Origin of the sequence: Paeniglutamicibacter antarcticus (assembly GCF_039544305.1) — a bacterium.
GTDB lineage: Bacteria > Actinomycetota > Actinomycetes > Actinomycetales > Micrococcaceae > Paeniglutamicibacter > Paeniglutamicibacter antarcticus_C.
In genome coordinates, this window is sequence record NZ_BAABLK010000025.1 from 36,298 (window position 1) to 62,276 (window position 25,979).

Consider the following 25,979-nt stretch of genomic DNA (forward strand, 5'->3'; position numbering starts at 1 on the left):
GATCGTTAGGGGGTGAAGGCGGGGACTGGCTGATCGGGTTCAATGGCTTGAACCAGCCACGGTTCACCGTCGTGGTCTTGGACCATGACGACCTGCCAAGGACCGTCATTGGTGCCGAAGCGCACGATGACCATCTGAGGGTTGTGCTCGTCTTGGCTGGTGGTGGGATTCGCTAAGACCCGGTTGAAGGGCACGCGTGCCGGGTCGGTGTATTGGGCTTGATCTGCGTATTCTTCGGTCAGGTAGGGCAGCAGGTCGATGAACCAGCGCCGTTCCGGGGTATTGGGCCGTGCGAAAAGGTTCATGACCTTGATCGCCACGTCCTTCGGTGCTTCCACCACAGCCGCCGTGCCCGATGCAGACACAGACTCACTTGGTGGTGCGGCATCATCGGCAGGGGCTGAGAACAACCCACAGCCCGTCAGCGACAAGGCACACACGCCCAGGGTGGCCACCTGCCACATCGTGAGCCTGCCTGGTTTCAACCCTTCTGGGGTGTTGGTGGTGTTCATGAGAAGACTCCCTTGGATTTCAGGATCGGGACCGGATCAACAACGGTTCGGTAGGTCGGCGCATTGGCCGGAGTGCCCGGTGGGGCGACCTGGAAATGCAGGTGCACACCGGTGGAGTTACCCGTGGTGCCCTCAATGCCCAGTGGGGTGCCAGCGGCCACGGTGTCCCCGGCCTTGACCTTCAATGAGCCGTGGACCATGTGGTGGAACTCGAAGATCAGCCCAGGCTTTTCGACCTGCTTGGCGATGATGTACGTGCCGTAGGCCGACTTCCAGCCCTGGCCCTGCTCGGCCACGGTGATCAACATGTCCGCAGGAGCTAAAACCTGGGCACCGCCCTTCTTGGAAATATCAATGCCCTTGTGGTCCAAAACGTTCGAATTGCAGGAGGAACCAGCAGGACACTTACGCGGCCCGAACGGGCTGGTCATCGCGCGGAAGCCAGGAAGCGGACTGGACCATTCACCTGATCCCAAGTCCCCGATCTGTTCGGCATCCGGTGAAGTATCCGGGCAATCACCATTAGGTGAGAGGTCCTCGAATTTTTCATCCAGGTCTTCTCCGAGGTTGCCGACCGAGAGTGCCTTGACGATCTGCACTGCCGGGGAGCGGAACGGGGTGTAGTGGTTCGGGTCAGCATTGCGTTGAACCTGGTGAATGGCTTGGCTCGGCTCCAACTTTTCCCACCCTTCGACTGTTTTGAGGACTTTGAAGAAGTTGGTGGCGCTGGTGTGTGGATTCATGCGGTCCTCATACGATCCCCATGCGCCGTTGTCGCGCTGTTGGAAGAGTCCGCGTGAATCCGGGCCAGCTCCGTCGCCGAAGTCGATGACCTTGAGGGTGGATTCGCCGATAGCGGTCTGCACGCCCAGGATTTGGGCTGCGAGCGGCATTTTCAGGTTGGACGCGGCAGTCATGATCTGTGCCGCGTTCTTCAGTTGGACCCCGGAGAAGCCAGCAATGGACTTGTTTCCTGCGGCTTCGGCGACGGGTGCTTCGGCTTCTTCCCCGCAGCTTCCAGTATCGGCAGAGGCAGCACTGCCACCACCTACGAGCATGAGCAGGATGACCACTACAGGAACCATAAAGAGCGCACCGGCAGCGAGCAGCAGGCCAGTTGTTTTGGAGTTACTCACGCTCTTCTCGCTCCTAAATAAGTGGGCAGGTGGTCCTCCGGGAATATTCAATTCGACGGAATTGCCCATTGTGACTGAAAATTTGGCTGCGTTTTTACGGAGATTCAGCGTCGTTCGCGTTTGTGGACATACGCACTACTCAGTCGACTTACACTAACATTAAATGTTAGTGTAACATTTCAACATGACCACATGAGGCAAAATGAAAGGATGCCCCGTAATGCAAAAACATCCGCCATCCCTGCCTCGTGGGCGGACGACGCGATGAAAGCCTTCGGGATGAATCGAGTTCGGGCCGAAATCATTAGATACCTGGCGACAGAATCTGCGGGTGCAACATCTGGACAGATTGCTAGGGATCTCGAAGCCACGTATCAAACGATTTTTCGCCACCTTCAAGACCTTGAGGGTCAAGGCATTGTCGAATCAGACGGAACCTCAAACCGGCATGGGCAACGGGTCATATACAGGCTCGATAAGCAAGAGCGAGATAGAGCGCTTTCAAACTACGCCAAATATTTGGATGGGAAATGATGACGACACACCAAGTCATTCCCGAGTTACCTGTAACAGTTAAGTGAGACTGAAAGCATGGCACTTCCAGGGAAGCCGGTACGGCAACGAAAAAGCATGGGCGAACGCCATCTTGTTGGCGCCCGTTTACCAATCCATGATGCTGTGAAGCTAGATGAGATCACAGACACTTTAGGCGTGAGCGTCAGCCAATACGTTGCTGATCTTCTACACGATCACCTGGCCACTATCGATATAGACGCCATCAAGAATCAAGCGGAGCTGCCTATTAAGACGGCTTAACAAGAGAGGCCCACACCGAAGTGTGGGCCTGAGACTCATGATGATCTGGCGAAAGTTTGGCGACCGAACCAGATCAATATGTAGCCAGCCCGCGAGGGCCGGTCCTTTTGCGTACCCCTTGAAGGGAGGTTCGTGTCTTGACTATACCTGAATACAGTCCCAGTCGCACAGAGAGCTCTCTCGTGTCGTGGGCGCTCACCCAAGCGATCAGTCCGCGTCCAAGCGTGCGCATGGCCGTCACCGACGCCAGTGGCGAGGTACTGAACCTGTACAGCCGTACACACCCGATCACCCAGGACGCACCCACTGAACCGTGGGCCGTGAACCTCACCGATTCCCAAGGTCTGTACCGGCTGCTTGCGTTCGACTTCGATGCCAAGGACGCCTCCAGCCAAGCCCAGGCAGCCAAAGATGCCGATGCCCTTTCCCGCCTGCTGGATGCCGAGGGCATCGCCCATGTGGTGTGCGCATCTGGGCCCACGGGTGGCCGGCACCTCTGGATAGCCCTGGCTGAGCCTGTGAGCCAACAGCTCGCCGCGGATTTCACCGAATCGGTGAAGCTCATCAGCCCCACCCTTGATCCCTCCCCGTTGGCGAACCCTGCCACCGGTTGTGTACGCCCCCCTGGGGCACCCCACCGTCTCGGCGGAACCTCACACGTTCTTCGAGGCGACACCACGTGCCTCACCCACCCCACGGTCACGGCTGAGCAGCTCACCGCTGTGGCCACGAAGATCAACCAAGCGAACCCCACCACCACACAGACCGTAGAGCGGACCACGACCACCTTGCCGGTGGATGAGACCGGGAATGTGTACCTCCCCGGTGCCAAGCGTGCCCTTCCGGCGGTAAGCGCCGCAGCCCTGGCAGAAGGTGCACCCTCGGGTGGGGATGCCTCGGCAACGCTCTGGCGTGTGCTGATCGGTGCCGCTGCAGCGCGCTGGCAGTTCAGTGACATCGCGACACACTTGGGCGCTTCCCCGGGGTTGGAGCACGCTCGCACGATCCGAGTAGCCCACGGCTCCCAGCTCAGGCGTCCACGCCCCGCCAGGGGCCCAGGGAACCCGACCGCTGTCTTGCGCGCGCAATGGCTACGCGCCGTACGCCACGTCGCGGTCACCCCACGCCAAATAGGTGAAGACCCAACCTTCGATATGCGCGCCGAAACCTTGGCCGACTACGTGAGCCTGGTCCAAGCCCGAGCCGACTCCAACGTCGGACGCTGGATCCAAGGAGGTGGGCCGGCTGATAGGCGTGTGCTGGATGTGTTGTGCATGCTCGCACTCCAAGCCCTCAACGTTGAGCTGGAAGCTGACATCAGGCGCCTGGCACTCTTGGCTGGCATTGGACGTGAGACAGCCCGTACCGCCCTGCTACGCCTGGCAGCAGATGGGTGGATCAAGCACACCCAAGCAGCAGATGGCCCCCATGGATCCCGCTGGACGATTGACCCCCAGGACGTTCTCCACAGGGAAGTGGACTCTGCCCGGTCACAAGCGGTCCCGCGCCCCCCAGGGGCCGGGACCGCAAAGAGAACTAACCTGCTTGCTGCGCTCACCACGCGATCGACCTCAGCCCAGCGTGACGTCTACTCCCCCGCACACGGGTTAGGTCTGCATGCTGGGAATATCTATGCACGAATCACTGAGCAATATTTTCATGAACAAAGCGTCCTGGCCCTCCCTCGGCACGATGCTCGGACCATACGACGCCTGGAAGAACATGGATTGATCCGCGCTACCGGCCATGGATGGATCCCCACCACCAATGAGGCCTTGGATCGTGCTGCAGTGAGTTTGGGTGTGGCGGGGAACCTGGCAGATCGTGAAGCCCGTTATACCTTGGAGCGTGAAGTCTGGGGGTGGTGGAGGACCGAACAAGAGTGGATGAAATCGGCTGGTCGCCAGGGTCGGCGCAAGCGCCCCACCGTCGCGCAGCCGACCCTGGCCTTTGGTACATCCTGGGACCTGTACCCGGCATATCCCCGCACTATCCGTCGTGGGGATCACCACGCTGCCGTTGCGGCTGTACGTGCGGGGGCACTTTCGCATCTCCAAGCAGCGTAACCACGTATCGGTGGAATGAGGGTTACCGGATCTTGGGGTTACTATCGTCGGATATTTGACGATTTCACAAGCCACCCCAGGTATGCCGTTAATAATGAACAACATCTGGAGAAGAAGGGCGCGGATCTGCATCCAGTTCCAGACCCTCGAACGCTTAGTGACATGAGTCACAAAAATCTATTGTGGTAAGTGTCGCCGTGTGGGAATATATCGATCTAACGGGGATAAGTAGCCGATCCGATTACTGCCCCTATTAGAAAAACGCGAGGAAACATGAAGCGCGCAATAGGGACAGTAGTGCTGGCGGCGGGACTGATGTTTTTCAGCACTGGATTAGCTCAGGCAGCTACGCTTGAAGGGGTCGATAAGAACGTCGGAGCCCTGACGCTCGAAGCCACGAAGAAGACTTCCATCGCACACGATGACGAGTTGTGCGAGCAGGCTCGCGAGATGGACGATTCCGAGGGAACCTGCGGAACACAAACAGTCCTTGAGACCTCTAAAGCAACCGTCGTGGACATTTCCAAGGTCTCTCCGACAGAGTTGGCCTTGAAATCGGCAGATGGGACGACGCTCGCCCAGGCTGCCGCAAGGGGAACCATCTACTACAAGACCTGGTCCCAAGTGAAGCGTGGTCTGTACTACGTCAACTGGAAAGAACAGCACAGCGGCCGTTTCTATTACAACGGCTCACGAGTCTGGTCCACCACCAGCACTCTGGGGTACAAAGGCAAACATATCTGTGACCAGGGTTACGGCGTGCTTTATGATGTCAAAGTTACCAATTGCATGACCGATGTCATCAGCAGCGCGAAGATCCAGGAATGGGACTACTTCCGCGTTCATGTCGTATGGAAAGGCATCCCACTCTATGTGTCGCACAACATGCATGCGACGATGACTAAAACTGGAGGGCTTTCATGACAATTTCCGAAACAAACCGAGTGGGTGCCTCTCGTGGGCTGACCACGTGGATGCTGGCCACGATCATTATCGGAGTTCTGATTCCGTTTGGTGGCTTCGCGGTCCTCCTAGTCTCTCGTTTACCTCGATTCGAGGGAAGGCGGCCCTCATGGGTGGCTTTGCTTGTGGTGGCCACGGTCATCATTGCCATACAGATCATCGGACTACAGGGATCTTGGCTCTCTCCTGTGCTTCATGGTGATCCTGCCCAGGTTGTTGTGCCCTAGCTTCACCGTATCTTTGGGCCGGGTCGGTGCCTTACCCATTCTTTTATATGGATAAGGCACCGACCCTACTAATTTGGGGTGCCTTTGGGAGGACGTAGTGGAGGTCACCGACGACACTTCAGCTGGGGACGGCCAAGAGAGGGAACCCGAGATCACCACGGACATACACCAAGAGGACACTGCCCCGCGCCAAACCACTGACTAACCAAGCCTCAGTTGGCTGGTATCCACGAGTTCTGTCCAACAGCCGGTTCGAGCCACTCCCCACGGTGCCCTTGCTGGCTTCCCAAGGGCCGCCGGAACCCCGGGAAGAGCCAGCGAAGTATTGAAAATCCACTGTTGGCGATTGTCAGCTATCTGAATGGGGGAAGTCTTTGACGGATGATCATCAAACCACAGCAGATCAGTGACCGTAGAAGACCATACGAGCAGAAGATTGTCTGCCGTTTCTCCCTAGGCAGCAACAGCATGGGCATCTTCCCGAATGCGCCATCCCCCTGTGGGCGAATGGTGTATGAGTTCCCAGGTGAGCATGTCTGAATTCCTTGATCCCAGGGATACCTGGACCTGCCACACCAACATATCAATCCGGAATGAAGCACCCCTGGGTGCCCGAAGTTCCGATTCCCACCAATTCACTCTCTCGAACCATCGCACTGGCTCTGCAATCACCGTCCATACACGCCCATGGCGCCGCACCCTTAGAGGCTGCCCCGCGGTTGTGAATTGCACCTCGACTGTTTCCATGTGAATAAAACTACGATAATAGACCGACGGGTTAGAACTAATAATCGAAGAATCGTTCCTAAATGGCGATCTTCCCGTCTGATGTTTCGGTGCAAGAGTGGAAAGTTTGCCTCATCAGATTGACTACAGTCCAAGATGATCGGCGCAGCGAGCTATCCCCGCGACCACATGGGCACGGTAAAAGATATTTCCTGCGGTCTTTTCCCGCACACATGGTGGATGCCGGGACCCAGCTGACCGTCTGCGCTAACGAGATAGGTCAGCATGCTTTTGAAATCAACCTAGGAGACGCGTGTTCTTGGCCAGAGAAAGATCCGTGTCACTAGAATGATTTCTAGAGTGTAAGCTATCTATCTTTCTAGAAAGATAGATAGCTTACACTCTAGCTAAATAGAAAGCAGGCTATCTTTCTAGAAAGATAGATAGTAAGGTCGGTGCATGATGCAAACAATCATGGTTTATAGCGAATCCGGTGGGGTTAGTAAGACAACCACGGCGGTGTCAATTGCAGCCATCGCCGCCTCACAAGGCCGCAAAGTAGTTCTAGTCGACCTAGATCCCCGTGCGGCGGCAACAAAATGGCTGAATGTCTCACCAAAAGAAGAAGGGTTACACGTCGGTGCGATTCTTGCCGATTCCGATCCGGAGGGGTGGGCCGAAGAGCTGGCTGTACCCAGTGGCTGGTTCGATACTTTGAGAATCATCCCGTCGTCACGAAATGTTTCCAATAGAGAGGCAGACAACTCTGACCACTTGGAAACCCGACTCAAGGCTTCCCTCATTGGTCTTAATGCTGAGTTGGTTGTAATCGATTGTCCTAATCGACAAGGAGGGCCATTGACTCAGTCGGCTCTCAACGCGTCGGACACAGTAATTTACGCAGCTACCGCGAGTGGTGATGGTATCGATGGTTACGAAGGGGCTCGAATTACGGTCGAAAAGTTCCGCTTGAACCGTAAACGCTTGGGGGTGCCAGCTGATCTTGTTGAAGCCGGAATTGTGGTTGGAGCCGTTAAGGAAACCATCATGAGTCGACCTGCCAAGGCCGCGATTGATGAACTTCGTGAAACAGGCGCGCTACTCACACCTCTCATTCCCGATCGAGCTATTGTTCCGGAGGTCCGTCTAACCGGGGAATGGTATGGAAATTATAGGAAGGGCTCTCCAGTCCTTGCGGCATACGAAGAGATTGTAAAGAAGGTTCTCCGATGACAAATAAGCCCGAGCGTCCCGAAACGATCAAGAGGGCGCCGCGAGCAGCAGCCGACGAGTCCAGGGATCCAGTCGATCCCACGCCCCCGTCGCAGACTAGCCCTCCTGAAAAGGCGGAACGAACCCGACGGCGTAGGGAAGTAACCGTTCAGTTTTCAACCAGGATTTCACCTGCCTTGTTGGATACGATCGTGGATCTGGCAGATGAGCAAGGTGTGACCCAGAGAGCTGTTATAGAAGCTGCAATTAGTGATTATGCCAGGAAAAATCTATCAACGAACTAGACAGCTATCTTTCTAGCTAGAAAGATAGCTGGTCGAATATGTCGTGCTTGTGAGCTATCCGCTGAGGACCATCGGTACAGCAGCCGGCGCTACGCCCGTGATTGATGTCTTCGGTAACGGGGCGGGGGAGAGTGCGAGTAGTGAGTTCTGAGAAGGAATCTCGGGCACGGCAACAGCACATTCATGAGCTCAGGAACCAGCTCAAAGGCCGGATCCACGAAGCGGAACTGGGCACCGATCAACATCGTAAGCTGATCCGGCAGCTCGCTGCTCTCGACGCCGACAACGATGCAGCGCAAATGCAATGGTTTGACGACCTCACCGCCACGCACCCGCTACCGCCGACGCCAGAGTAGCCGTGAATGAGCTTACGAGGCCGGTGTGGGATCTTCGGGGGTCTCAGGCAGAGCATCACCGGAGGATGTAGTTGATGGCACTGCTGGTGCCTGGGGGAGTGCAGCATCCCAATATCTGGTCGCTTGCTCCGTGAGTACCGCGAGGCGTCCACGAAGCTCCGCGACTTCCTCACGTGCCCGTCCCGTCTCGGCCCGAGAGGCATCCACCGTCTCCTGCACAGTGGCACGCTGTGCGGCGTCGTCCTCACGCAGGGAATGGATCTCTGTTTCCAGCTCGACTACGCGGGCTTCGGCCTTGTCCGCTCGGACCGCTTCGGCTTTAACCCGTTGGGCTTCTTCGTCGACCAGGGTGCGGGGGTTGAGGAACAATGCTCAGGAAAGTCACGTTAGTGACTGATCTTCCTTTATCTGGCGGCAATTTTGTTCTTGAGTATGTCGATTCTGTTGTGACCGGGGTTTTCCTTCGTTGTTTACCGTCACGGCTTGTCGACGGGGATTGCACAGGGTTTCGTTCCTTGCTGCCGTGTATTGGCAGACGATCGTCTCTCGACAAGATGCTTAGCGTGACTAATGCGAGCTTTGGTCCTCGAACCCCTATTTACCGCCACCTACCCACGAGCAACGCCTGAACCAGGCTGCTCGAACGGATTCCTTAGCGCCAACCACTGTTCCCCTGCAGTTCAGACCCTGACTACTGATAGGGACCGCTACTCATGGGTGGTTTGTGAATTCGAAAAATTTCCGACGCCAAGGATTCAGCGTCCGGAAAGAACGCTCCCGAAAACACTGCCCCGGAGTTGCATGCAGCACCGGGTGTTGAGCGTCGCGTTCGTTGGTGATCAGGCGTCGAGTCGAACCTCTCACATGCACTCAGTGAAATAGCAGGTATTACGCAGGTGACGTGAGGTTTCACGCCCTAGTGTTGAAGATACCTCTTCAAGGTGCGAGTGATCAGCAGGACCGGTTGCGGCGGATTTGTTAATCCTTAGCCGTCATGACCGGTCCTGTACTTCTTTAACAGACCTTGCAGGTGTACTCGCACCCGGTGGATAGGGCCACCTCGTTGCGTGAAGGCAGGCTCTGTGATCCTGGCTCTGCACACCGTGATGCCTATGGTGGGGGAGTAGCCCGCGAGTTCAAAGGTATCCTCCACGGAGCAGCGCGTTGGGTTGTGGATGGCCTGACATTGATCGCAAGCGTGTCCACCCACCCACAACACTGCACTTCGACCACCGCGCCCACCCACACACTCAACACACCCGCTACCGCGCGTGGATGAGCCCATGGATGGCACCGTGGACGAGCTGACAACGAATTCTTGTGGTCCCACACGACCCTGGCCTCCCACCATCTTGAGGATCAGCGTAGAACACGTGGCGATAGCAGGACCTGGGCCACAGGCCGGTACTGGACCAGGCCGGTACTGAGGGGTGGCACTGGTCATTCAGTGGCGAAAGAATACTCTCCTGAGTGCGGGTTCAGACTTATCCTCCTGCTGTGACGGTGCGTCCGAGCGTTCTCTATCAATTGCCACCGCCGAAACAAGCATGACTGGCGCTATGAAGCCGGGGGAGAATCCCCGGGATTCTGCGCCACAGCATCATCGGGGCTCGTTGATGGCGAGGAGGGGCCCTGGGGGAGTGTGGTGTCCCAATACCGGGTAGCTTGCTCCGTGAGTACCGCGAGGCGTCCACGCAACTCCGCGACTTCTTCGCGTGCCAGGCTCGTCTGGGCCCTTGCAGTCTCCAGCGCCCGATCGGCAGCGGTGCGCTGCACGGCCTCGGCCTCACGCGCAGAACGGATCTCATCTTCGAGTTCCGCCACGCGTGCTTCGGCCTTCTGTGCCCGGTCTGCTTCTACTTTCACGCGCTTACCTTCTTCGTCCACCAGGGCGCCAGCTTCCACCGCTTCTGCCCGTGCGGCTTCCAACGAGATCCGGGAAGCTTCCAACGCGTCGGCATGCCGTGCGTCGGCCTCAGAGACCGCCACCGCCCACAACCGGGTGAAAGACTGCTGCGCAGCATCCGTGACCGCCACGACAGGCTGGGTGCGCTGTGCACGCCAGGATTCGACGGCTAAACGGGCCGCTTCCATCGACACACCCGAACGTGAACGTACCGCAGCGACCGTGATCTTTTCGTTCACGGACTCCATGGCGCCGATCGCTGCCGTCGCGCGGTCCATTGGTGAATCAGCCATCGTCATCACTCCTAGTAATAATAATATTACTATCAATATTATTACTTTTGACGGTTTTGTCCATCGCCACGGCGCACCCATGTCCATCCCACCCCCGGCATCACGCCCCGTACCAGGCCAGTGCCCGGGCGCCGAGTTCAGGGCCTCCACGGGGCCCGACCTCGACAGCTCATAGTCCACCGCATCAAGAATGGCCTGAACCAAGGAGAAGAACCTGCCGGGGCCTTGGTCCGCGAAAGACATGGGGGTCTTCAGCCCATCGAGTCCAGACAGGGTGGAGGTGGAGTGCTTCGACGCCTTTCCCTGTGCCTTGACATGCCTTGACGCTGGGTAGGAAGATAAGAGACAGGATATGAGAAGAGAACAAGGGGTGGCCACCATGAGTAATGTGATTGATCACCGGCAGGATGATCTCTCGAGTGCGGAGAACTGGCGTGAGCGAGTCCTTGATGGGGTGGGGCGCCGACTGGAGCAAATGGTTGCCTCCAATGAAGTCACCGATTTTTCCGGTGAATCCGAGCGCGCCACCATCAACGCGATGGCCGATGCCGTTCTGGCGGCCAACAGGATCAACGACCGTCTCGGCGCCTTTTACACCACGGACCGCGTGCGGAAAGTCCTGGGTGGTATTTCCCGCCAGGCCGTGAGCGAACGGGTCAAGAACGACCGCCTCCTACGAGTCACCACGGCAGATGGGGTCATCTTGTTCCCGAGATTCCAATTTGCCAACGGTGCGGTGCTCCCGGGCCTCCAGAAGCTGCTGAAAATCCTGCTGGGCGCCGGCGCCGATGGCTGGACCGTCGCCTATTGGTTGACCGCCCGCCTGGCCCAGCTGGGGGAGAGCACGGCTCTGGATGTCTTGGCTTCGGGTGATAGTGATCGGATCGCCGATCTTCAGAGGCTCGCCACCGATGATGCAGCCAGCTGGCATGCTGCTGCATGAGCCGGGCCTCGACTACGCTGCGGCTTCCTGACCCGGCCAAGGACTACACAACATTTCCCGCCTATCACCACCGTGCGCGCGTGTGTCGTTACCGGGCCCACGGCGCACACAGCCCGTGGTATTTCTCCAGCGCTGTGGGGCGGTTCAACCTTCAGACACCGAAGGGGACGTTGAACACCGCTTCTTCGGAGGAAGTCGCCGTGCGGGAGTTCCTCGGTGTGGCCTTCGTGGGGGAGCCCACCATCCCGGCAGCAATGATCATCGACCGGTGGATCTCCCACCTAGAGATCCCAGGAATCAAGGCCGCGGATTTCACCGCCGGAGCCGCATCAGCGTTCGGGATTGTTCCCGGAGATATCACCGCGCCCATGAACGATGACTACGTGATGACACGCGCCTGGGCCGCGGCCATGGACACCGCCGGCTTCGACGGGATCCAATCCCGCTCCCGCTTCGGTGCCGGAACGAACCCCACCTGCCTTTACATTTTTGGTACTGCAGGGGAGAAGGAGATCGGCAGCACCAACGCAAGGGTGAGCATGCGTTCAGTGATCGAGACGATGCCGGGCTATACGATCGACAGCATCCCGACCTCCGACGTGCTCGTCGTTGACCCCTAAAAGCTTCCAAGAAGGCGGTTCTGGGGCATGGGACGGATTTACCTCGGCACGAAGGCTTCGTATGTGCCAATATCGGTAAATCGCCCGAACCGTCCATAAAATCAGGTCTCTCGCAAAATGACGGCATGATTTCATGGACAGTTCACACCCGGGCAGCTTCAAGCGGTGCAGTGTGCCAGGCATCGGATTCGGTCACGGACACCGTCCCGGCGTTGAGGACCATCGGTACAGCAGCCGGAGCTACGCCCGTGGTAGATATCGCCGGCAGCGGGGCGGGGGAGAGTGCGAGTAGTGAGTTCTGAGAAGGAATCTCGGGCACGGCAACAGCACATCCATGAGCTCAGGAACCAGCTCAAAGGCCGGATACACGAAATGCACCCGGGCACCGATCAACATCGCGAGCTGATCCGGCAGCTCGAGGCTCTCGACGCCGACAATGATGCGGCGCAATTATTGCCACGGCACACCTATTTCCGGAGCACCCTCGACATCGCGGCGCGCATCAAGCCGACCCGCTGCCGCCGAGCCCCCGCACCTCAAAGAACAGCGACAAGCAACACCACCTCAGGAGGCATCACTACATCAAGACTTCAGACGCCATCGAACACTCGCTAGCGCACCACGTGCCCTTGAATGGCCCAGTCCTCGCGCATCTGCTCAAATGCTTTCCGCACGAAAAGGTACACAACGCTGAGCCATGGATCAGGGGCGATATCCTGAGGGACACCGCGGACTTTCCAAGAGGAAGGCCACCCACGGGTGTGGGGGAATCCCGATCAGGAAAACGCCGGATGGCCCCTGGACCAGATCAGTTGGATCGAGTGGGATGAGCAGGTCTTGATGCCTAACATCTAGGGCATCGTTCAAAAACGTTCCGCTGACCGGTACCAGAACGGAAGCCAGCCCCAAGGAGTAGGTAGAGCTTTTCAGGTAGGCAGCGGCTGGGGTGGTTATTGGCGGTTACATACGTGGTGACGAGCACGTGTTCTGTCGTCTTAATCAGGTAGTAACTACCCGTGCTGGTCTTGATCTTGCTTCATAGGATGGTGGGTGACGGGGGAGTGGTTCTTTCAAGTTGCGCGCTGCAAGATCGGCATGTCCTAGCGATGATGCACTGTGGTGAGGCGGGTTTGATGATCCCTGTAGCGTTCCACAGGGCGCTTAGCATTCCTTCGTCCCCACGGACGGGACCGGCGGTGGGAGTCACCCTTCAAAAGTTGACTCACCCCCAGCCGCCGTCGGTACCCCTTCCCGCGAAGTCGCACTATTGCAGCGAGGGGATCAGGTTTCACCGTGCTGCAGAGTCCAGGGCGGGCCACACGCGACTAAATGCAAGGTGAATCCGGGCCGTAGTCAAGCCTGACGATCAAAGGCCATCGTGTCCTCATTCGTCGCCCGCTCGGTGCAGTCCGGCCTTGCGCCCCGACGGTTCGTCCCACATCCGGGGTTTGGACGACTGGTGAGGGAACAGCGGCCCGATGCACGGGCTATTTCGCAGCATCAGGGCAACACGTAGTATCGACTTACGGATCCGATGTGCGCTTTGCTTGGAACCTCGATGAACGATGAACGATGAATGATGAATGGAGCCTGTCATGACTCAGCAACCCGGGGGAAATCCCAAGAAGCCCATACTCAAAAGACGCGGTGTCGGCCTGGTGGTCACCGGGATCTTGGTCATGATACTTTTTGGGATCTACATCATCGTGGGCAAGTCACCCGGTGAGGGTCTGGCTACTCCGGTGTGGTTGGGTGTGGCGTTGGGACTGATCATGACGGGTTTCGGGGTTTATCGGGCGCTTGCGGGACCCGGTGCCCTGGATAATCCCCAGGGTGGAACCAATAACGAGCCGATGTAAAGCACCCGGATCTTCAGGGAATAAGGCACACTTGGCCGGACCCCATGTGCCGCGCTGCTAATTCGCGTCAATAGTAACCCCCACGATTCAAGGATCTCCTCGGCGGTCTTTGTCCAGATCAAATGCTTGGGACTCTCCTTTCATTCCTTGACCCAGTTGCGCAGATCCATTATTAGCGCTTGCACGTCCCGATGGATGTATGTGCGGCTATAGGTGGTTGGCAGTCTTGGCTTGGTCTATATGCCTCGAGGAACAACGCCGCGGTTCCGCCACTGCATCCATAGTGTTCTGTATAAGGGGTGAGCCGTGGTTACTGTTTGAATCGATGGGAAAATGCAACGTTGCTCTGCAACCACAGGGAGCAAAAACGAGGGTGGAGCGGATAGTTTATTTATCTGCTCCACCCTCAGTAGGTGATTCCTATTCGTGGTGCGTGGCTATTATTTACCGCTCACCATGTCCGAGCGCTTCACCTCGGTTCCTGCACCGTTATAGAGAGCGTTGGTCACCACCGTCCAACTGGCTCGTGGCCAGGTGCGGAAGGTGATGTGGCCACCAGCGATGGTGACGTTTCCCTTGCCATGGGTGAAGGAGGCAATATTTGTCCCGCCAGCGATTGCTTCGGTTCCCCGGGCATAACCACTGACCAAAAGATCACCCTTCGCCGGATACTTCGAGGCGCTGGCCTTGTTGTTCTCTAGCTTGAACACCGGGTCGTTGTTGTACCAAGTGGGCCAGTTCTTGGGCATCCCCCACGCTGCGGGTTTAGCCACATCGTAGCGCTGGGCCAAGAGTGCACCCGGTGCGTTGAATGCTTCACGGTCCGAAGGCTTGATGTTCTTCACCGGGAGATCCAAGGCACCTGCCGCCGTTTCCGAAGCCGAGCCAAGCGCCACCAGGTTGCCGCCCTTGGTCACGAATTCATCGAGCTTATCCAAGCCATCGGGAACTCCGGCGGCCCAAGCGAATTCTTCCGGATACTTCGAAGCATCCAGGCCCTTGGTGATTCGATCAGCAGAGATCCCCGGGGCCATAACGATGGTGTCGAACTTCTTCTTGAGGTTGGCATAGTCCTTGGCCTCAACCACGTCGTAATTGGTTCCGAACTGATCCATCATCCACGTCATCCACCCACCGGGCATGTTGTTCGCACCCCTGATCAAACCGATACGTGTCTTGTCCTTGAGCTTGATCGCATCGGTCTTTGGCATGCGCTGCAGCGCGTAAATGGGCAGTGCTGCGTCCTTGAGCGCTTTATCCAAGGTCTTGCGGGAGGTGCGGTCAGCCGGGACGATCAAGGCACCTTCGGGCAATGTCTTGCCCAGGACCTTCACCGGTGATTTCGCGCGATAAGTCGTGACACCGGCATCCTGCAGTGAATCAATGACCATCCCCAGACCGTAGGAAGAGGGATCCACCACATAGGCCCCACCCTTCTTCGGGGCTCGTGGCATCTTGATGGACTCTTGGCTGATCGTCTGGACCCGCTGGGCCGATACCGCGAATTCATCCTTGATCGGCTTAACATCGACACCGAAGAACAACCCTAGATTGTCCGTGGTTTCGCTGTAGGGCATGATCAGCGGGCATCCGTCGGTGCACTTGCGTGCGCTATCTGGATACTTATCGATGCGCAGCAGCTGGTCAACCCACCGTCCGATGGGCTGCTGGGTCTTGATGATGTATGAACCCTTGTCATACTTCTTCCCACCGGCCCGGAAATTCTTCGTGGCCTGATCGATTTCGACCTTGCCCCGATCCAGGGTCGTGAGCATGTCATAGACCGCGTACGCATCGCGCTGCTTGGCCGGGATCACGTAGGCGTAAGCTTCGGCTTCCCAGTCGTAGCTCTCGCGCGTTACCTGGTAGATGTTGTTGTACAGGAAGTCCTGCGCATCCTCGGCGACGGAGTTCATGCCGCTGAAGGCGGCATTCTGGTGGTACTGGACGTTTTGCTTGAACGTCCAAGAGGTGGAGTCATACGGCATGGGATTGCGCATGGTCCGGGGAGCATCATCGAGCTTGTCCGAGGTATAGGTATAGGCCAGATCAAGGTTTGAAGCGACTTCGCTGAGCCACACCGAAGCTCCTTGGAAGGTGCCGTAGCCAGCCACGTCCGCGTTCCACATGATGCCGTAGGCATCATCGCTCTGGGCGCCCTTCAGCCCTTTGGCGGTGAGATCCTTTTGGGCTTCCATACCAATGGAATTACTTCCGGTGACCGAAATCGGGTCAACGGCCGAAGACAAGGGCTCATCCCATGGTGGGGTCCAGATCCGTGGCCCGGTTTGTCCGGCCTGGTGCATGTAGTGCTGGGCGACAGGCCGGTATTTTTGTTCCAGGGAGAGCCGGGTTCTGGATTCTTCCTGCGTGAACATGAACCAGTCGCGGTTGTTATCGTGACCGGCATACCGATGGTACAAATCCGGGTAGACACGGTTGTAATCGGTGCCCGCGGTTTCGTTGAAGTAATCAACCACCATTTTTTGGCCGTCGGGATTCGCCGAGGGGACCACCAGAACGACCATGTTGGACAGGATCTTCTTGGTTTCATCGGAGTTCTCCGTGGCCAAACGGTGTACGACGTTGACCAGTGCCTGGGTGGTGCCGACCTCGGTGGAGTGGATGCTGGCCTCGACGTAGTAGACCGGGACCGTGGTTTTCGCTAGGTTCCGTGCGTAATCATCGACGCTCACACCAGCCTTCTTGGCCTCTTTTTCCAAGGCTTTGGTGTCTGCCAAACGATCGTTGATCGCGAGGATTTCATCGAGCCGCTTCAGGTTTTCGGTACTGCTCAAGCGCAAGATGGGGTAGTCGTCGCCGTCGGTGGTCTTTCCGGCGACTTCGTAGTCAACTTCATTTGAGGATGAAGCAATGAGCTGGAAATACTCCTTGATCTTCGAGAACGAGGCGAGTTTGCCCTCATCGCCAATCTCGAAGCCAAAGAATTTTCCGGGTGCTGGTATGTCGGGGGACTTGCTTGGTTCTTCGGAGGCCACAACCAGGTTTGCCCAGGGTGTGACGGTTCCGACGGCGGGGCTGGCAACTAAGCCAGCGAGGGCGACGAAAGAAAACGCGCCCAGAACTTTTCTAGGGACTTTCATGATTTTCTCACTAAACCTCGGATAGCGGTCTGTCGTCTTTGACAGAATCGGGGAAGGCATAGGCCTGCAGAACCATGCCAGGGTTTTGGGGTGAGACCCCGTGAAACGATGTATCTGGTCCTTGTGGGATTGAACCTAACCTAGTGTCAGTTCTTGGGGTAAACAAGGAATATGTGTCCACCCTTTTGTGGGAGAACAGGACGAAATGTCTTTGGTGATTTTGATGCTTCACAGTTGGAGGTCACGGTAAATTGCTGGTGTTCACGCGAACTTCATGAACCCTGGTGCTAGGTTGTGCACAATGAGCAGGAGAGTGATTTGCCTCAGTCATACGTTCCGAATAAAAGGTATGACTAGGAATGATTATGGACGTTATCTCGCGGGTATGGACTTCGGGTTTGGTTTCGGCAACACCGATCTATGTTGAGTGTGAAGGGCTGGGTCTTGTCAGAAGATCCTGCTGTGAAGTCCAAGTTCTTTGAATACACCCATGCACCGGCTTGAGATGTTGAGGTAGAGGAGCCGAGCAAGAATTACAGCCCTGCCACAGATCATGGCGTACGAAATCGTGGTTCTAGCTGGATTGAATCTGCGTGTGAAGGAATGCCTGACATAGCGCAGTTATCAAGATAGGAGTACCGTGCAACCCTGTGCGAGATGACTGATAAGAATTTGCCACCAATGCGCCGTAGGATAATTTCAACTGGGAACGTATGTGCTGATAAAGGCGACCAGATCTGACGTATCCCAGGTGATCACGCCTCGCTCAAAACGATGGCATGATCACCGGGATACGTCAGTAGGAGAGGATGAACTCGACTCTGGCCGCAAGACGCTGTCGCGCGGTATTCACACGCAGCAGGATGATTCTTCACCAGCCCCCGGCTTCCAAATTACTCAGTGCTAGTGAATACGGATCCCGTGGAGTTTCTCCGCCTGTTTGATGCCTGAGGTATCAATAGTGATCGGTGTGGAGTCGACTTCGGAAATTTTGATGGTGCCAGAAGGCCATAGGGCATAGCAGTGACCTTGTCCTGTGCCAGCGGAACCAAGTTTCGATGGGTACAGAAGTCCGTCTGGAACCGACCCATCATAGAGCTTCGTGTCGGCGATCTTTTCAGCGATGAACTGGGTCAGCCCTCGGGTTCCGCCTGTGAGGTCTGAGAGGGTTATCCGTTCGGTGGTGAGATTCTGGGCCGTCAGGGTCTCGAGGTAGCGTTCGTTGATTACGGCGATAGTGTCAGCTGAAGAAAGATTTACGAGCCAGTGTGGGCTGATCTGAAGTTTGAAGACCTGGCGGTCAAGGCGCCAGCCTGCCGGAATGGCGCCCTGCTTCATGGCGCCATTCTCATCGAGTTCCTTGGCGATTCGTTCCAGCAAATCATCAAGGCTCAGGCCAAGCTGGTAGGCGGTCTTTTGCATTGCATGGCTTTGCCTGTAATCCTGCGCGGTCCAAGCCAGAGATTCAATGATCGCGGTGGCGGTGTCTGCTGCGGCGTAGATCGTCTTCCCGGGCACATCAAAGCGCCCCCAGGCAGCTCTGGTTCTTGGGGTTGCTGCGGCGTCGCGGGGTAGTGGGCTCACCGGGCCGTATTCTTTCTTGGCAACGCGAAACCCGGTCATCAGCCCCTCTACGAGAGCGAAGCCGGTGACCGGGCAAACGGTTTGATTCATGCGGCGTGGGAATCCAAGACCAAAGCTTCGGCAGCAGTAGCCACCTGTTTGCGGTTGTCCTCACGGATCGCATCGATTGGGGTGTCGTAGTTCAGCCACGGGTTAGCTCCCATGAACCAAGCACGAGCCACATGGATCGATTCGTTCTCGCACAGGTAGGTCAGCATCGAATGTGCGAAACGCAAGCGAGTCACAGCCTGTGGCTTCGGCTCCGCGCTCCCTGCTTTGGCCCATTTATAGGCATTGGACCGGTCGGTATAGCCAGCTAGAGAGGTCACCAAAGTGGCACCCAAAGCCTTGTTCAGCTCGTTGGCCATTTCATGGAAATCCATCTTCGCGGTGCTCGACGAGGCGGTACTCATTGTAATGACTGACATGACCTAATCCCTCCCGTGGGACCTGTTGGATCACCCTTGAGGGGTGGTTCCCTTGTACTATCCACTCTATCCATACGGAAGCGTTTGGGCAACAATCTGGCAACACAGTCACATCAAAAACGCCGTGAAACCACAATGATATGGCTTCTTCTTGGAAGCGACAAGGAACTCGAAAGCGGCCAGTATCCAGGGCCAGCGATACAGGGGTTGGCGCTAAGACTGAATATCATAATTTCCCGGTGTCGTACGTGCCATTATCGGCGGTAGATCTGATCTATCGTGGTTTTGCCAGCATGCAAGGCGGCCCCAGCCTAGTAGGAGAATACTTGTACGTGTTTTCGCTCAATGCAGCGGAACTTGGCCACAATGCCTATCTCCAGTCAGCTGGAGTATCGAAAACATCGCCCCAAGCTTCTTTATCCTGCATGGGTGATCCGTGTGGTGGACATGGGCCCGAATAGAGCCATTCGCCAAACCCGCGTTCCTGGACACCCACGGCTGCAGCCAGGAACCAACCGGAAATAGTCTCGCGCCAAAACCAGGCGTATTGGCCGTCGGAAGATATTTCCATGCGCGTTCCGTGGTTCTCGGGGAGCCCGACTTTGACGAAGTCCTTGGCAGCGTAGACGCCTCCCACCAGATCGTTCCGGAACTTGCCTTTTTGTCTATGCCAGCCTGCTGCCGAGGTCTGGAGTTTTCGGAGCATATTCTTGGTTTGGCGGAATTCGCGGTCATCAATCCGGCGTCCCAGCTCGTCGGCGCCGGTGCGGCCCGCATTGGCCGATTCTTTCTCTTCCCGGAGCCGCTGGGCTTCCAATGCGGCCATCGGCCGCGCCCACGCAACGAGGGCGTCGAGTACGGACCAATTTTTGGCAGAATTCACTCGGGTGTCGTAGGCAAGCTCGCGCCCGTGGGCGATCCCATGACGTGACAGGCTGCCTGCAGTCTGGGTCGCTGGGACATTCTGGCCATAAGTGGCTTGAAGTGCTGCCAAGCACGCCTCGATGCTGACTAGCTGACTGGGATCGACCAGATCGGCCTTATGGGTTCCCTTGGTGTAGAACTTCTTTCCACCGGCGACATCCATGACGATCCCTTCCATCTGAGCGTGGATCAGAGGGATCGAGGCTTCATAGCTGCCGGCCTCGTGATGTTCCCGTGCCTTCCAAAGGAGCCGCGCTCTCTCTTTGAAGATGCCGTGGTAATCGTTCTGTCCTTCACCGGCGCCCAGGACGGAGACGCGGGTATGTACACGCTTCGTTCTCCAGGAGCCTTCGCCGTCCCACTGTCCAGCCAGCAGTGTATCGGCTTCCTCTTCGTTCCCGTTGCGCAGCAAAGAGATGGCCTCTTCAACTGCTTTCGTGTCCATGCTGAATGGGGCCCAGCCGCGGGGAACCAGAAGCTCCAGCGCCTCTTCCATAGAGTCCATGAGCCGGTGGTACTCAGTGCTCATGCCGAGGAGCTGCGCGTGTTCCTCTCCAACCCTAGTGCTCAATATGGAGAGCCAGTCAACTGATTCTGCCGAGATGCTTACAAGGTTGGCGAGCAGTTCGTGTTCTCCGCGAGGATCAATCGCCTGACGAATTTGATCCCGGATTGATCGTGGTTCATCCATGGGTGCTGTCTCCGTGCTAACTGTTCAGTGTGATTGAGGACCAACCGCGTGCGGATTTTATCTCGAAAACAAGTTCTGAGATCGAGCGGTGACTGGGCCGTTGGATTACCCTAATGCGGCCATAGTCCTTTCCGCTATTCCCCTTGCCGTTCGGGCAGCGCTTCGCACAGTGCCTGGTATCCGACTCTGCAAAAGGAGGGATAGGCCGTAGGGCTCGCGGCCATTCAGTCTCCTGCCGATCCAGGCTATTTCCAACCGTGGGATAGGATCATCCCATCTGTTGGCTTTTCTTTTCCGGGGGGAATCATGAGCACTAATTGGGTCCAAAATCCGTTGCCTCGGCGCAGAAGGGGACCGAAGTTCTGGCTTTTCTGGGCCCTCGCCGCCGTACTAGTGATTATTCTTCTGATCGTGGCGCCGATGCTGGTTTTCCTATTGAGCATTATTGCGTTCATTATCGGATTGGTGGCTCTTGTCCGAGGGCGAATGAAATGGGCGCGTATTCCCCATCGAGCCGGGGCTGGAGCGCTGACCGGGGCAGCGGGCGTTCTCTTTATCGTTTCCACTCTGGTGTTTGGATCCAGCCTTCCGGAGCCGACCGCGACACCAGGTGTTGCTGCCGAGGCTGAGAGCGCGGCACCAACCGAAACACCTGATCTGGCCAGTTTCCTGGGCCAATCATGCGACGCTGACCATTTGGTGATGACCCAAGGTACCCAGAATAACTACTGCGACCAGGACAACAGCGGAGCCTTGGTGTGGGTTGACCAGGCGACCCACCAGAAAACTGAAGAGACGGCGAAGGCCACTGCTGAGAAGAAAGCGGCGGACCAGGCCAAGGCGAGCGAGGAAGCTGCTGAGAAAAAGGCTGCGGACGCTCAGGCGAAGCAGGATGCCGACGCCAAGGCTAAGCAAGACGCGGCCAAGAAGAGCGCTGCGGAAGCAAAAGCCAAGCAACAAGCTGAGGCCAAGCCAACACCAAAACCTATTCCAAAGGCCAAGGCGCCAGCCAAGCCCAAGGTTGTGCAGCCGGCGCCGCAGAAGCCCCAGCCGAAGAAGAAAAGTGCGCCGTCTGCGACTTATTACAAGAACTGCACAGCGGTTCGTGCCGCCGGAGCTGACCCCATCTATCGCGGGGATCCCGGCTACAGCTCAAAACTGGATCGTGACGGAGATGGTGTGGCCTGCGAATGACCTTCCCCGCTTTTAGTGAGGTCTCAGACTGGATCTATTTGGCATGATGGAAGGCAATCCAAAGGTCTGGCTTAGGACTGTGTTGTTGAGTGCCACCGTTTTGACCTTGGCGGCTTGTGGTGCCGTGGAAGTTCCTGTTGCGGCGGCACCACCCAGCATCTGGTCCCAAGCACCAACACCCGAGCCGATCACCACGTGGTCCCAAGCACCAGCTCCCAAGGAGCCGACCCTTAAAGCGTCGCCACCAGAGTCCACGCCACCCCCGGTATTGGAAAGCCCTTCCGAGGCGCCTGCGCCGGAGGTACGACCCAGTACATCTGTACCCGATAAGACCATTGCGCCTTCACCGGGCAAGGGGGCGGTGCTAACCCAGCTTCAGACCATCAAGGTCAAGGGCAGGGCACCAAAGACCGGGTACGAGCGGGCGCTCTTTGGCAAAGGATGGAAGGACCCGGACCGCAATGGGTGCGATGCCCGCAACGATATCTTGCGCCGTGACCTGACCAACCTGAGCACCCGACCTGGGACGCAGGGCTGCATGATCACTTCCGGGGTGCTGGATGATCCTTTTACAGGTGTGAGGATTGATTTTGTACGCGGCCAGGGCACCAGCATGGCGGTGCAGATTGATCATCTGGTGCCATTGTCTGATGCCTGGCAAAAGGGTGCCCAGCAGCTCAGCGAGGATCAGCGGTTGGAGTTCGCCAATGATCCCTTGAACCTGCTCGCCGTCGATGGGCCGAGCAATGCCTCGAAGGGGGATTCGGATGCTGCGACGTGGTTGCCTCCGCGCAAGTCCTTCCGCTGTGTATACGTGGCTCGTCAAACGGCGGTGAAAGCCAAGTACGGGTTGTGGATGACGCGTGCAGAGCATGATGCCATCGGGAATATCCTGAGCTCACAGTGCCCTGAACAACAGGTTCCTGCCGGTTGAGACCCTAGCTGAATACTTAGCGCAGTTCCTGCAATCCCATATCTTTCGAGAATGTGGGTGTTGAAATTGATAGCTAGTGTTGACCAAACCATAGGCAATGCCGGGACTCGATGTAAGCCGGCTTTTGGGTAGGCTGAGAGCTCGGTTACTAATCCGGGGAGTTACGACGATGGCCCGTCTCAGTTTTAAGGTTGCTCCGGGGATCCGTATCAGCGCCTCAAGTCGAGGGGTGCGGACAAGCGTCGGTAGTTCAAAGGGAAGAGTTTCTTATGGCGGCGGCAGGACCTACACATCGGCGAAAATAGCGGGAGTGCGATTCAGCGGCAGCAACGCTTCACACAGCAAAACATCGCGGATCAATTCACCGAGCAGCAAGTCTGCACGCAGCAATATCCCTCGGAGTAGCCCAGTTGTCCAGAAGACACAGCGTCCGACATTGGCCCAGCTTGAGCGCGCCGAGCGGGCAGCTGCCCGGCAAAATGCTATTGAGGAACTCAAAAGTTTGGAAGAGTCGCTGGTAACTCTCCATCATGAGAAGTTTCTCCCTGCAACGTCTCTGAAGGTTCAGCTTCCTGAGCCGGTTGATCAGGCTGCTATCCGGAACGAGATTCAGAAATCCTTGCTTTCCACGATCGGCCGGTTCAAATTCTCGCAACGACGGGCCGCAAAGGCACGGGCTGCTGAAATGGCGATCGAGGAAGCTTCCCGCGTTGAAGCGGAAAACACAGACCTATATCACCGGTATTGCCATGAGGCACAGCAACGTTGGGAACGCCTGCTTGACCATGACACGGAAACCGTCCTTGAGACTTTGGAAGAGGCCTTCGCGGATAACGCCTCTGAGGCGACGTGTGTGGATGTAGGAATCGAGGATGGCGTTCGTTATGCCACGGTTGTCATCGTGTTCGGGTCGGCGGATTCAATTCCCGAGCGAACTCCTTCGCTCACGCCAGCAGGAAAGACGACCACGAAAAAGCGCAACAAGTCCGACAGGAACTCGTTGTATGTGGCAGCGCTGGGATCAACTGTTCTTGCCGCCGTTCGGGAAGGATTCGCTGTGGCTCCTTCTGTTGATGAATTCCGGATTGTTGTTCTCCGTAAGGACCTCAACGCGCCGACCCCGAAAGATTTTGTTGCTCCTATTTACGTAGCAACCTTTTCTCGGTCAGCTGCCGATGGGCTGAAGTGGCAGACGATTGATCCGACCGCGGGACTGCTCTCAGGGCAGGATGCGCAGTTTATACGAAAGGGCGTAGCCGGGGATGTCGTTGCCATTGACCTTACCGAGCATCCGGAGCTTGTCGAGCTAGTAGAGACGTTCAGATCGCTTGTGCTTTCATAGATGCCCTTATCGGCGGTTGAGCTAAGAGTTCTGATTTCTCGGAATATATACGGTATGAAAATTTGAACTGGTCAGCGACGGAGGCTATTGCCGCTGATAACCCGAGTTCGGAATTTGTGGCGGCCTTCCAGGTAAGGAAATGAGTAACAATTTTGCCGTCTGAGCGTACATGTCATCCACTCTTGTTTTGCGCATCATTCCTGAAAAATCCGAACTGCCAATGTCGCAACTAAGGATCCTTTGCTAAGACAGAGGAGCTGTTCCCCGTTAGTAGATTCATGACGGGGCTGGTGGCATTGAGATATTCTCGACAAGGTGTCTCAGGTCTTTTTCAATCTGAACGTGCCTCTGGAACCTTTAATGAGAACTTCTCGGCTTGACCGTCGTTCTATTCATTCAGCCCCCTAGAGTAATGGTTCTCGTGGAAGATCGGTATGAGTATCCGGCTGCTTCGTTACGAAGACATGCAACTCATGCATGCTTTAGTGTCTTCCCCTCCGACTATGGTCGAACCATGTACAACACAACAGGGCGTCTGAGTAAAGACGTCAAAGACCCTAAGACTTCTATCGGCCAATATGTTCGTCTCAACTTTCCCAATATGAAGCCACTCCGGGCAGAGTACAAAGCACATGCTGGTGACCTGATCGTGGATTCTATGGGGGCAAACGCAGGCAACGTAGGAACCGCTTTCGATTTAATCGTTCGGCTAATCCTTGAGCCTGACGAGACGCCGATGTCGGCACTCTTTCTTTATCGCTTCAATGAAACCTACCGCCAGGTTGTTATTGAACTGGCGAGGGTCGTAAGCAAGTCGGGTGATCGTGAGTTAGCTGCTCGGGCTGCTTGGGGCCTCGCGCACTGCGTAAATGCATACCGGGCAGGGCCCGCATTGGCCCCTCTGGTTCCGGATCTGGTAGAAAGCGGCAGTTTCACCGTAGATGTCATGCTCGAGCAAGCCGATGATGCTGCTATTGCTGAGCTAGTAGCGTTGAGGGATCTTGCCGAAGACAGGCTCTTGGCGAAGCTCGCAGGTCCGTTTAGTCTTGGCCCCACGTTCGATCTATCTGAACCGGGCCCTGCTCAACGTATCGGTGCGGAAGCTGACCTCGTAGCAGGGGGGTTGCTCATTGATATTAAGACAAACCTTGCTCCCAAGAACAAGACAGGTATTCGCCCGGATGTGTTGAAAACGGATGATGTTTATCAGCTTCTTGCCTATGCGCTGCTGGACTATTCAAATCAGTACAATATCGACCGGTTGGGCATTTACTCGGCTCGTTACGGAACGTTGGCTGAGTGGCCTTTGGGAAGAGTTACCTCGCTGTTGTCTGGTCGGGATTTCGATTTTCCTGCGGCTCGCCAGGAAGTCTGGGACATAATGCAACAGGATTATGCTTAACCCCAGCGCGAGGTCTTGTATCGCCTTAATTGCACAGCTAGGTGATGCACGAGCGTGAAAGGTTTGAGAGTGCCACACCGTCGTAGCCGTGAACACCGCAATCCAGCAGGAGTGGCGAAAGGTTATTGTCGTCCCAGCACACTGCTTGCCGGAGCGCGTGGCTGTATAGACTTCCTCAAAAACTCGTGGCATTCCCCTTCGAAGTTAATGTGAGAAACCGCGTTGGAAACAGCCCAACCGGGACAAAGAGTCACTTCATGCGTCAGATTCGGGTATACCCCAACTAGACGTAAGACTGGCATATTAAATGATGTCATATTAGGGTTCGTATTCTTATTAATGGACAGAGTTTGGTCGAGCTCATAGAATCTAACCTGACAATGAGCAGGGTTTTCTA

Annotated in this window: 22 protein-coding genes; 13 read left to right on the plus strand and 9 right to left on the minus strand. The window is 56.6% G+C overall.

Translation table 11 applies throughout. The features are described 5' to 3' along the window. Positions 1-5: 5 nt before the first annotated feature. A complete protein-coding gene (locus ABEA12_RS07665; RefSeq protein ID WP_345467418.1) occupies positions 6-512 on the minus strand; it encodes a hypothetical protein in 507 nt (168 codons plus the stop codon). Then, positions 509-1,648, minus strand: coding sequence for a M23 family metallopeptidase (locus ABEA12_RS07670; RefSeq protein ID WP_345467420.1), 1,140 nt, complete (start codon positions 1,646-1,648; stop codon positions 509-511). Before ABEA12_RS07670 ends, ABEA12_RS07665 begins: the two co-directional genes overlap by 4 nt. Positions 1,649-1,927: 279 nt before the next feature. On the opposite strand from ABEA12_RS07670, the gene ABEA12_RS18645 reads away from it, so the two are divergent. From ABEA12_RS18645 to ABEA12_RS07695, 6 genes are all read left to right on the plus strand, one after another. Beyond that, positions 1,928-2,182 carry a helix-turn-helix domain-containing protein gene (locus ABEA12_RS18645; RefSeq protein WP_425571754.1) on the plus strand — a complete coding sequence of 85 codons (255 nt, stop codon included), beginning with the start codon at positions 1,928-1,930 and terminating at the stop codon, positions 2,180-2,182. A gap of 96 nt (positions 2,183-2,278) precedes the next feature. Further along, complete coding sequence (locus ABEA12_RS07675; protein WP_345467422.1) at positions 2,279-2,464, plus strand: hypothetical protein; 186 nt, start codon at positions 2,279-2,281, stop codon at positions 2,462-2,464. A 182-nt stretch (positions 2,465-2,646) separates the two neighbouring features. Continuing rightward, positions 2,647-4,530 (plus strand): hypothetical protein, encoded by a 1,884-nt coding sequence (locus tag ABEA12_RS07680; RefSeq protein ID WP_345467424.1) that lies wholly within the window; start codon positions 2,647-2,649, stop codon positions 4,528-4,530. 273 nt (positions 4,531-4,803) lie between these two features. Next, positions 4,804-5,454, plus strand: a complete 651-nt coding sequence (locus tag ABEA12_RS07685) for a hypothetical protein (RefSeq protein WP_345467427.1) — start codon at positions 4,804-4,806, stop codon at positions 5,452-5,454. A 1,451-nt stretch (positions 5,455-6,905) separates the two neighbouring features. Beyond that, complete coding sequence (locus tag ABEA12_RS07690) at positions 6,906-7,679, plus strand: ParA family protein (RefSeq protein WP_345467430.1); 774 nt, start codon at positions 6,906-6,908, stop codon at positions 7,677-7,679. Positions 7,680-8,103: 424 nt separating this feature from the next. Further along, positions 8,104-8,319 (plus strand): hypothetical protein, encoded by a 216-nt coding sequence (locus tag ABEA12_RS07695; protein ID WP_345467432.1) that lies wholly within the window; start codon positions 8,104-8,106, stop codon positions 8,317-8,319. Between the two features lie 12 nt (positions 8,320-8,331). Here ABEA12_RS07695 and ABEA12_RS07700 read toward each other — a convergent pair whose 3' ends face one another. Continuing rightward, the gene (locus ABEA12_RS07700) at positions 8,332-8,688 is read right to left on the minus strand and encodes a hypothetical protein (protein WP_345467435.1); all 357 of its coding nucleotides are present in this window, start codon (positions 8,686-8,688) and stop codon (positions 8,332-8,334) included. Positions 8,689-9,876: 1,188 nt separating this feature from the next. Next, positions 9,877-10,518 carry a hypothetical protein gene (locus ABEA12_RS07705; protein WP_345467438.1) on the minus strand — a complete coding sequence of 214 codons (642 nt, stop codon included), beginning with the start codon at positions 10,516-10,518 and terminating at the stop codon, positions 9,877-9,879. Positions 10,519-10,897: 379 nt separating this feature from the next. On the opposite strand from ABEA12_RS07705, the gene ABEA12_RS07710 reads away from it, so the two are divergent. Continuing rightward, positions 10,898-11,461 (plus strand): hypothetical protein, encoded by a 564-nt coding sequence (locus tag ABEA12_RS07710; protein WP_345467441.1) that lies wholly within the window; start codon positions 10,898-10,900, stop codon positions 11,459-11,461. Continuing rightward, positions 11,458-12,081 carry an RES family NAD+ phosphorylase gene (locus tag ABEA12_RS07715; protein ID WP_345467443.1) on the plus strand — a complete coding sequence of 208 codons (624 nt, stop codon included), beginning with the start codon at positions 11,458-11,460 and terminating at the stop codon, positions 12,079-12,081. The genes ABEA12_RS07710 and ABEA12_RS07715 overlap by 4 nt, the downstream gene beginning before the upstream one ends. A 142-nt stretch (positions 12,082-12,223) precedes the next feature. Here ABEA12_RS07715 and ABEA12_RS07720 read toward each other — a convergent pair whose 3' ends face one another. Beyond that, positions 12,224-12,400 (minus strand): hypothetical protein, encoded by a 177-nt coding sequence (locus ABEA12_RS07720; RefSeq protein ID WP_345467446.1) that lies wholly within the window; start codon positions 12,398-12,400, stop codon positions 12,224-12,226. 1,276 nt (positions 12,401-13,676) lie between these two features. On the opposite strand from ABEA12_RS07720, the gene ABEA12_RS07725 reads away from it, so the two are divergent. After that, entirely contained in the window at positions 13,677-13,940 is a 264-nt protein-coding gene (locus tag ABEA12_RS07725) for a hypothetical protein (RefSeq protein WP_345467449.1), read from the plus strand. A 440-nt stretch (positions 13,941-14,380) separates the two neighbouring features. Here ABEA12_RS07725 and ABEA12_RS07730 read toward each other — a convergent pair whose 3' ends face one another. From ABEA12_RS07730 to ABEA12_RS07745, 4 genes are all read right to left on the minus strand, one after another. Further along, on the minus strand, positions 14,381-17,044 hold the full coding sequence (locus tag ABEA12_RS07730) for a M14 family zinc carboxypeptidase (RefSeq protein ID WP_345467452.1): 2,664 nt from the start codon (positions 17,042-17,044) through the stop codon (positions 14,381-14,383). 903 nt (positions 17,045-17,947) lie between these two features. Next, on the minus strand, positions 17,948-18,718 hold the full coding sequence (locus ABEA12_RS07735; RefSeq protein ID WP_345467455.1) for an RES domain-containing protein: 771 nt from the start codon (positions 18,716-18,718) through the stop codon (positions 17,948-17,950). Further along, a complete protein-coding gene (locus ABEA12_RS07740; RefSeq protein WP_345467457.1) occupies positions 18,715-19,095 on the minus strand; it encodes a hypothetical protein in 381 nt (126 codons plus the stop codon). The genes ABEA12_RS07735 and ABEA12_RS07740 overlap by 4 nt, the downstream gene beginning before the upstream one ends. 370 nt (positions 19,096-19,465) lie before the next feature. Next, the gene (locus ABEA12_RS07745) at positions 19,466-20,710 is read right to left on the minus strand and encodes a hypothetical protein (RefSeq protein ID WP_345467460.1); all 1,245 of its coding nucleotides are present in this window, start codon (positions 20,708-20,710) and stop codon (positions 19,466-19,468) included. 306 nt (positions 20,711-21,016) lie between these two features. Here ABEA12_RS07745 and ABEA12_RS07750 point away from each other — a divergent pair, with 306 nt between their 5' ends. The 4 genes from ABEA12_RS07750 (at position 21,017) to ABEA12_RS07765 (ending at position 25,582) form a co-directional block, all read left to right on the plus strand. After that, complete coding sequence (locus tag ABEA12_RS07750; RefSeq protein ID WP_345467463.1) at positions 21,017-21,904, plus strand: excalibur calcium-binding domain-containing protein; 888 nt, start codon at positions 21,017-21,019, stop codon at positions 21,902-21,904. Positions 21,905-21,950: 46 nt separating this feature from the next. After that, on the plus strand, positions 21,951-22,838 hold the full coding sequence (locus ABEA12_RS07755) for an HNH endonuclease family protein (RefSeq protein ID WP_345467478.1): 888 nt from the start codon (positions 21,951-21,953) through the stop codon (positions 22,836-22,838). A 436-nt stretch (positions 22,839-23,274) separates the two neighbouring features. Continuing rightward, positions 23,275-24,180, plus strand: coding sequence for a hypothetical protein (locus ABEA12_RS07760; protein ID WP_345467465.1), 906 nt, complete (start codon positions 23,275-23,277; stop codon positions 24,178-24,180). Between the two features lie 514 nt (positions 24,181-24,694). Continuing rightward, the gene (locus tag ABEA12_RS07765; RefSeq protein WP_345467469.1) at positions 24,695-25,582 is read left to right on the plus strand and encodes a hypothetical protein; all 888 of its coding nucleotides are present in this window, start codon (positions 24,695-24,697) and stop codon (positions 25,580-25,582) included. The last annotated feature ends 397 nt before the right edge of the window (positions 25,583-25,979 follow it).

Coding starts and splice junctions, on each gene's coding strand:
- ABEA12_RS07665 (WP_345467418.1), bottom strand. CDS start 512: ATGAACACCACCAACACCCCAGAAGGGTTGAAACCAGGCAGGCTCACG.
- ABEA12_RS18645 (WP_425571754.1), top strand. CDS start 1,928: ATGAATCGAGTTCGGGCCGAAATCATTAGATACCTGGCGACAGAATCT.
- ABEA12_RS07675 (WP_345467422.1), top strand. CDS start 2,279: ATGGGCGAACGCCATCTTGTTGGCGCCCGTTTACCAATCCATGATGCT.
- ABEA12_RS07685 (WP_345467427.1), top strand. CDS start 4,804: ATGAAGCGCGCAATAGGGACAGTAGTGCTGGCGGCGGGACTGATGTTT.
- ABEA12_RS07690 (WP_345467430.1), top strand. CDS start 6,906: ATGATGCAAACAATCATGGTTTATAGCGAATCCGGTGGGGTTAGTAAG.
- ABEA12_RS07705 (WP_345467438.1), bottom strand. CDS start 10,518: ATGGCTGATTCACCAATGGACCGCGCGACGGCAGCGATCGGCGCCATG.
- ABEA12_RS07710 (WP_345467441.1), top strand. CDS start 10,898: ATGAGTAATGTGATTGATCACCGGCAGGATGATCTCTCGAGTGCGGAG.
- ABEA12_RS07715 (WP_345467443.1), top strand. CDS start 11,458: ATGAGCCGGGCCTCGACTACGCTGCGGCTTCCTGACCCGGCCAAGGAC.
- ABEA12_RS07725 (WP_345467449.1), top strand. CDS start 13,677: ATGACTCAGCAACCCGGGGGAAATCCCAAGAAGCCCATACTCAAAAGA.
- ABEA12_RS07730 (WP_345467452.1), bottom strand. CDS start 17,044: ATGAAAGTCCCTAGAAAAGTTCTGGGCGCGTTTTCTTTCGTCGCCCTC.
- ABEA12_RS07735 (WP_345467455.1), bottom strand. CDS start 18,718: ATGAATCAAACCGTTTGCCCGGTCACCGGCTTCGCTCTCGTAGAGGGG.
- ABEA12_RS07740 (WP_345467457.1), bottom strand. CDS start 19,095: ATGTCAGTCATTACAATGAGTACCGCCTCGTCGAGCACCGCGAAGATG.
- ABEA12_RS07745 (WP_345467460.1), bottom strand. CDS start 20,710: ATGGATGAACCACGATCAATCCGGGATCAAATTCGTCAGGCGATTGAT.
- ABEA12_RS07750 (WP_345467463.1), top strand. CDS start 21,017: ATGAGCACTAATTGGGTCCAAAATCCGTTGCCTCGGCGCAGAAGGGGA.
- ABEA12_RS07755 (WP_345467478.1), top strand. CDS start 21,951: ATGGAAGGCAATCCAAAGGTCTGGCTTAGGACTGTGTTGTTGAGTGCC.
- ABEA12_RS07765 (WP_345467469.1), top strand. CDS start 24,695: ATGTACAACACAACAGGGCGTCTGAGTAAAGACGTCAAAGACCCTAAG.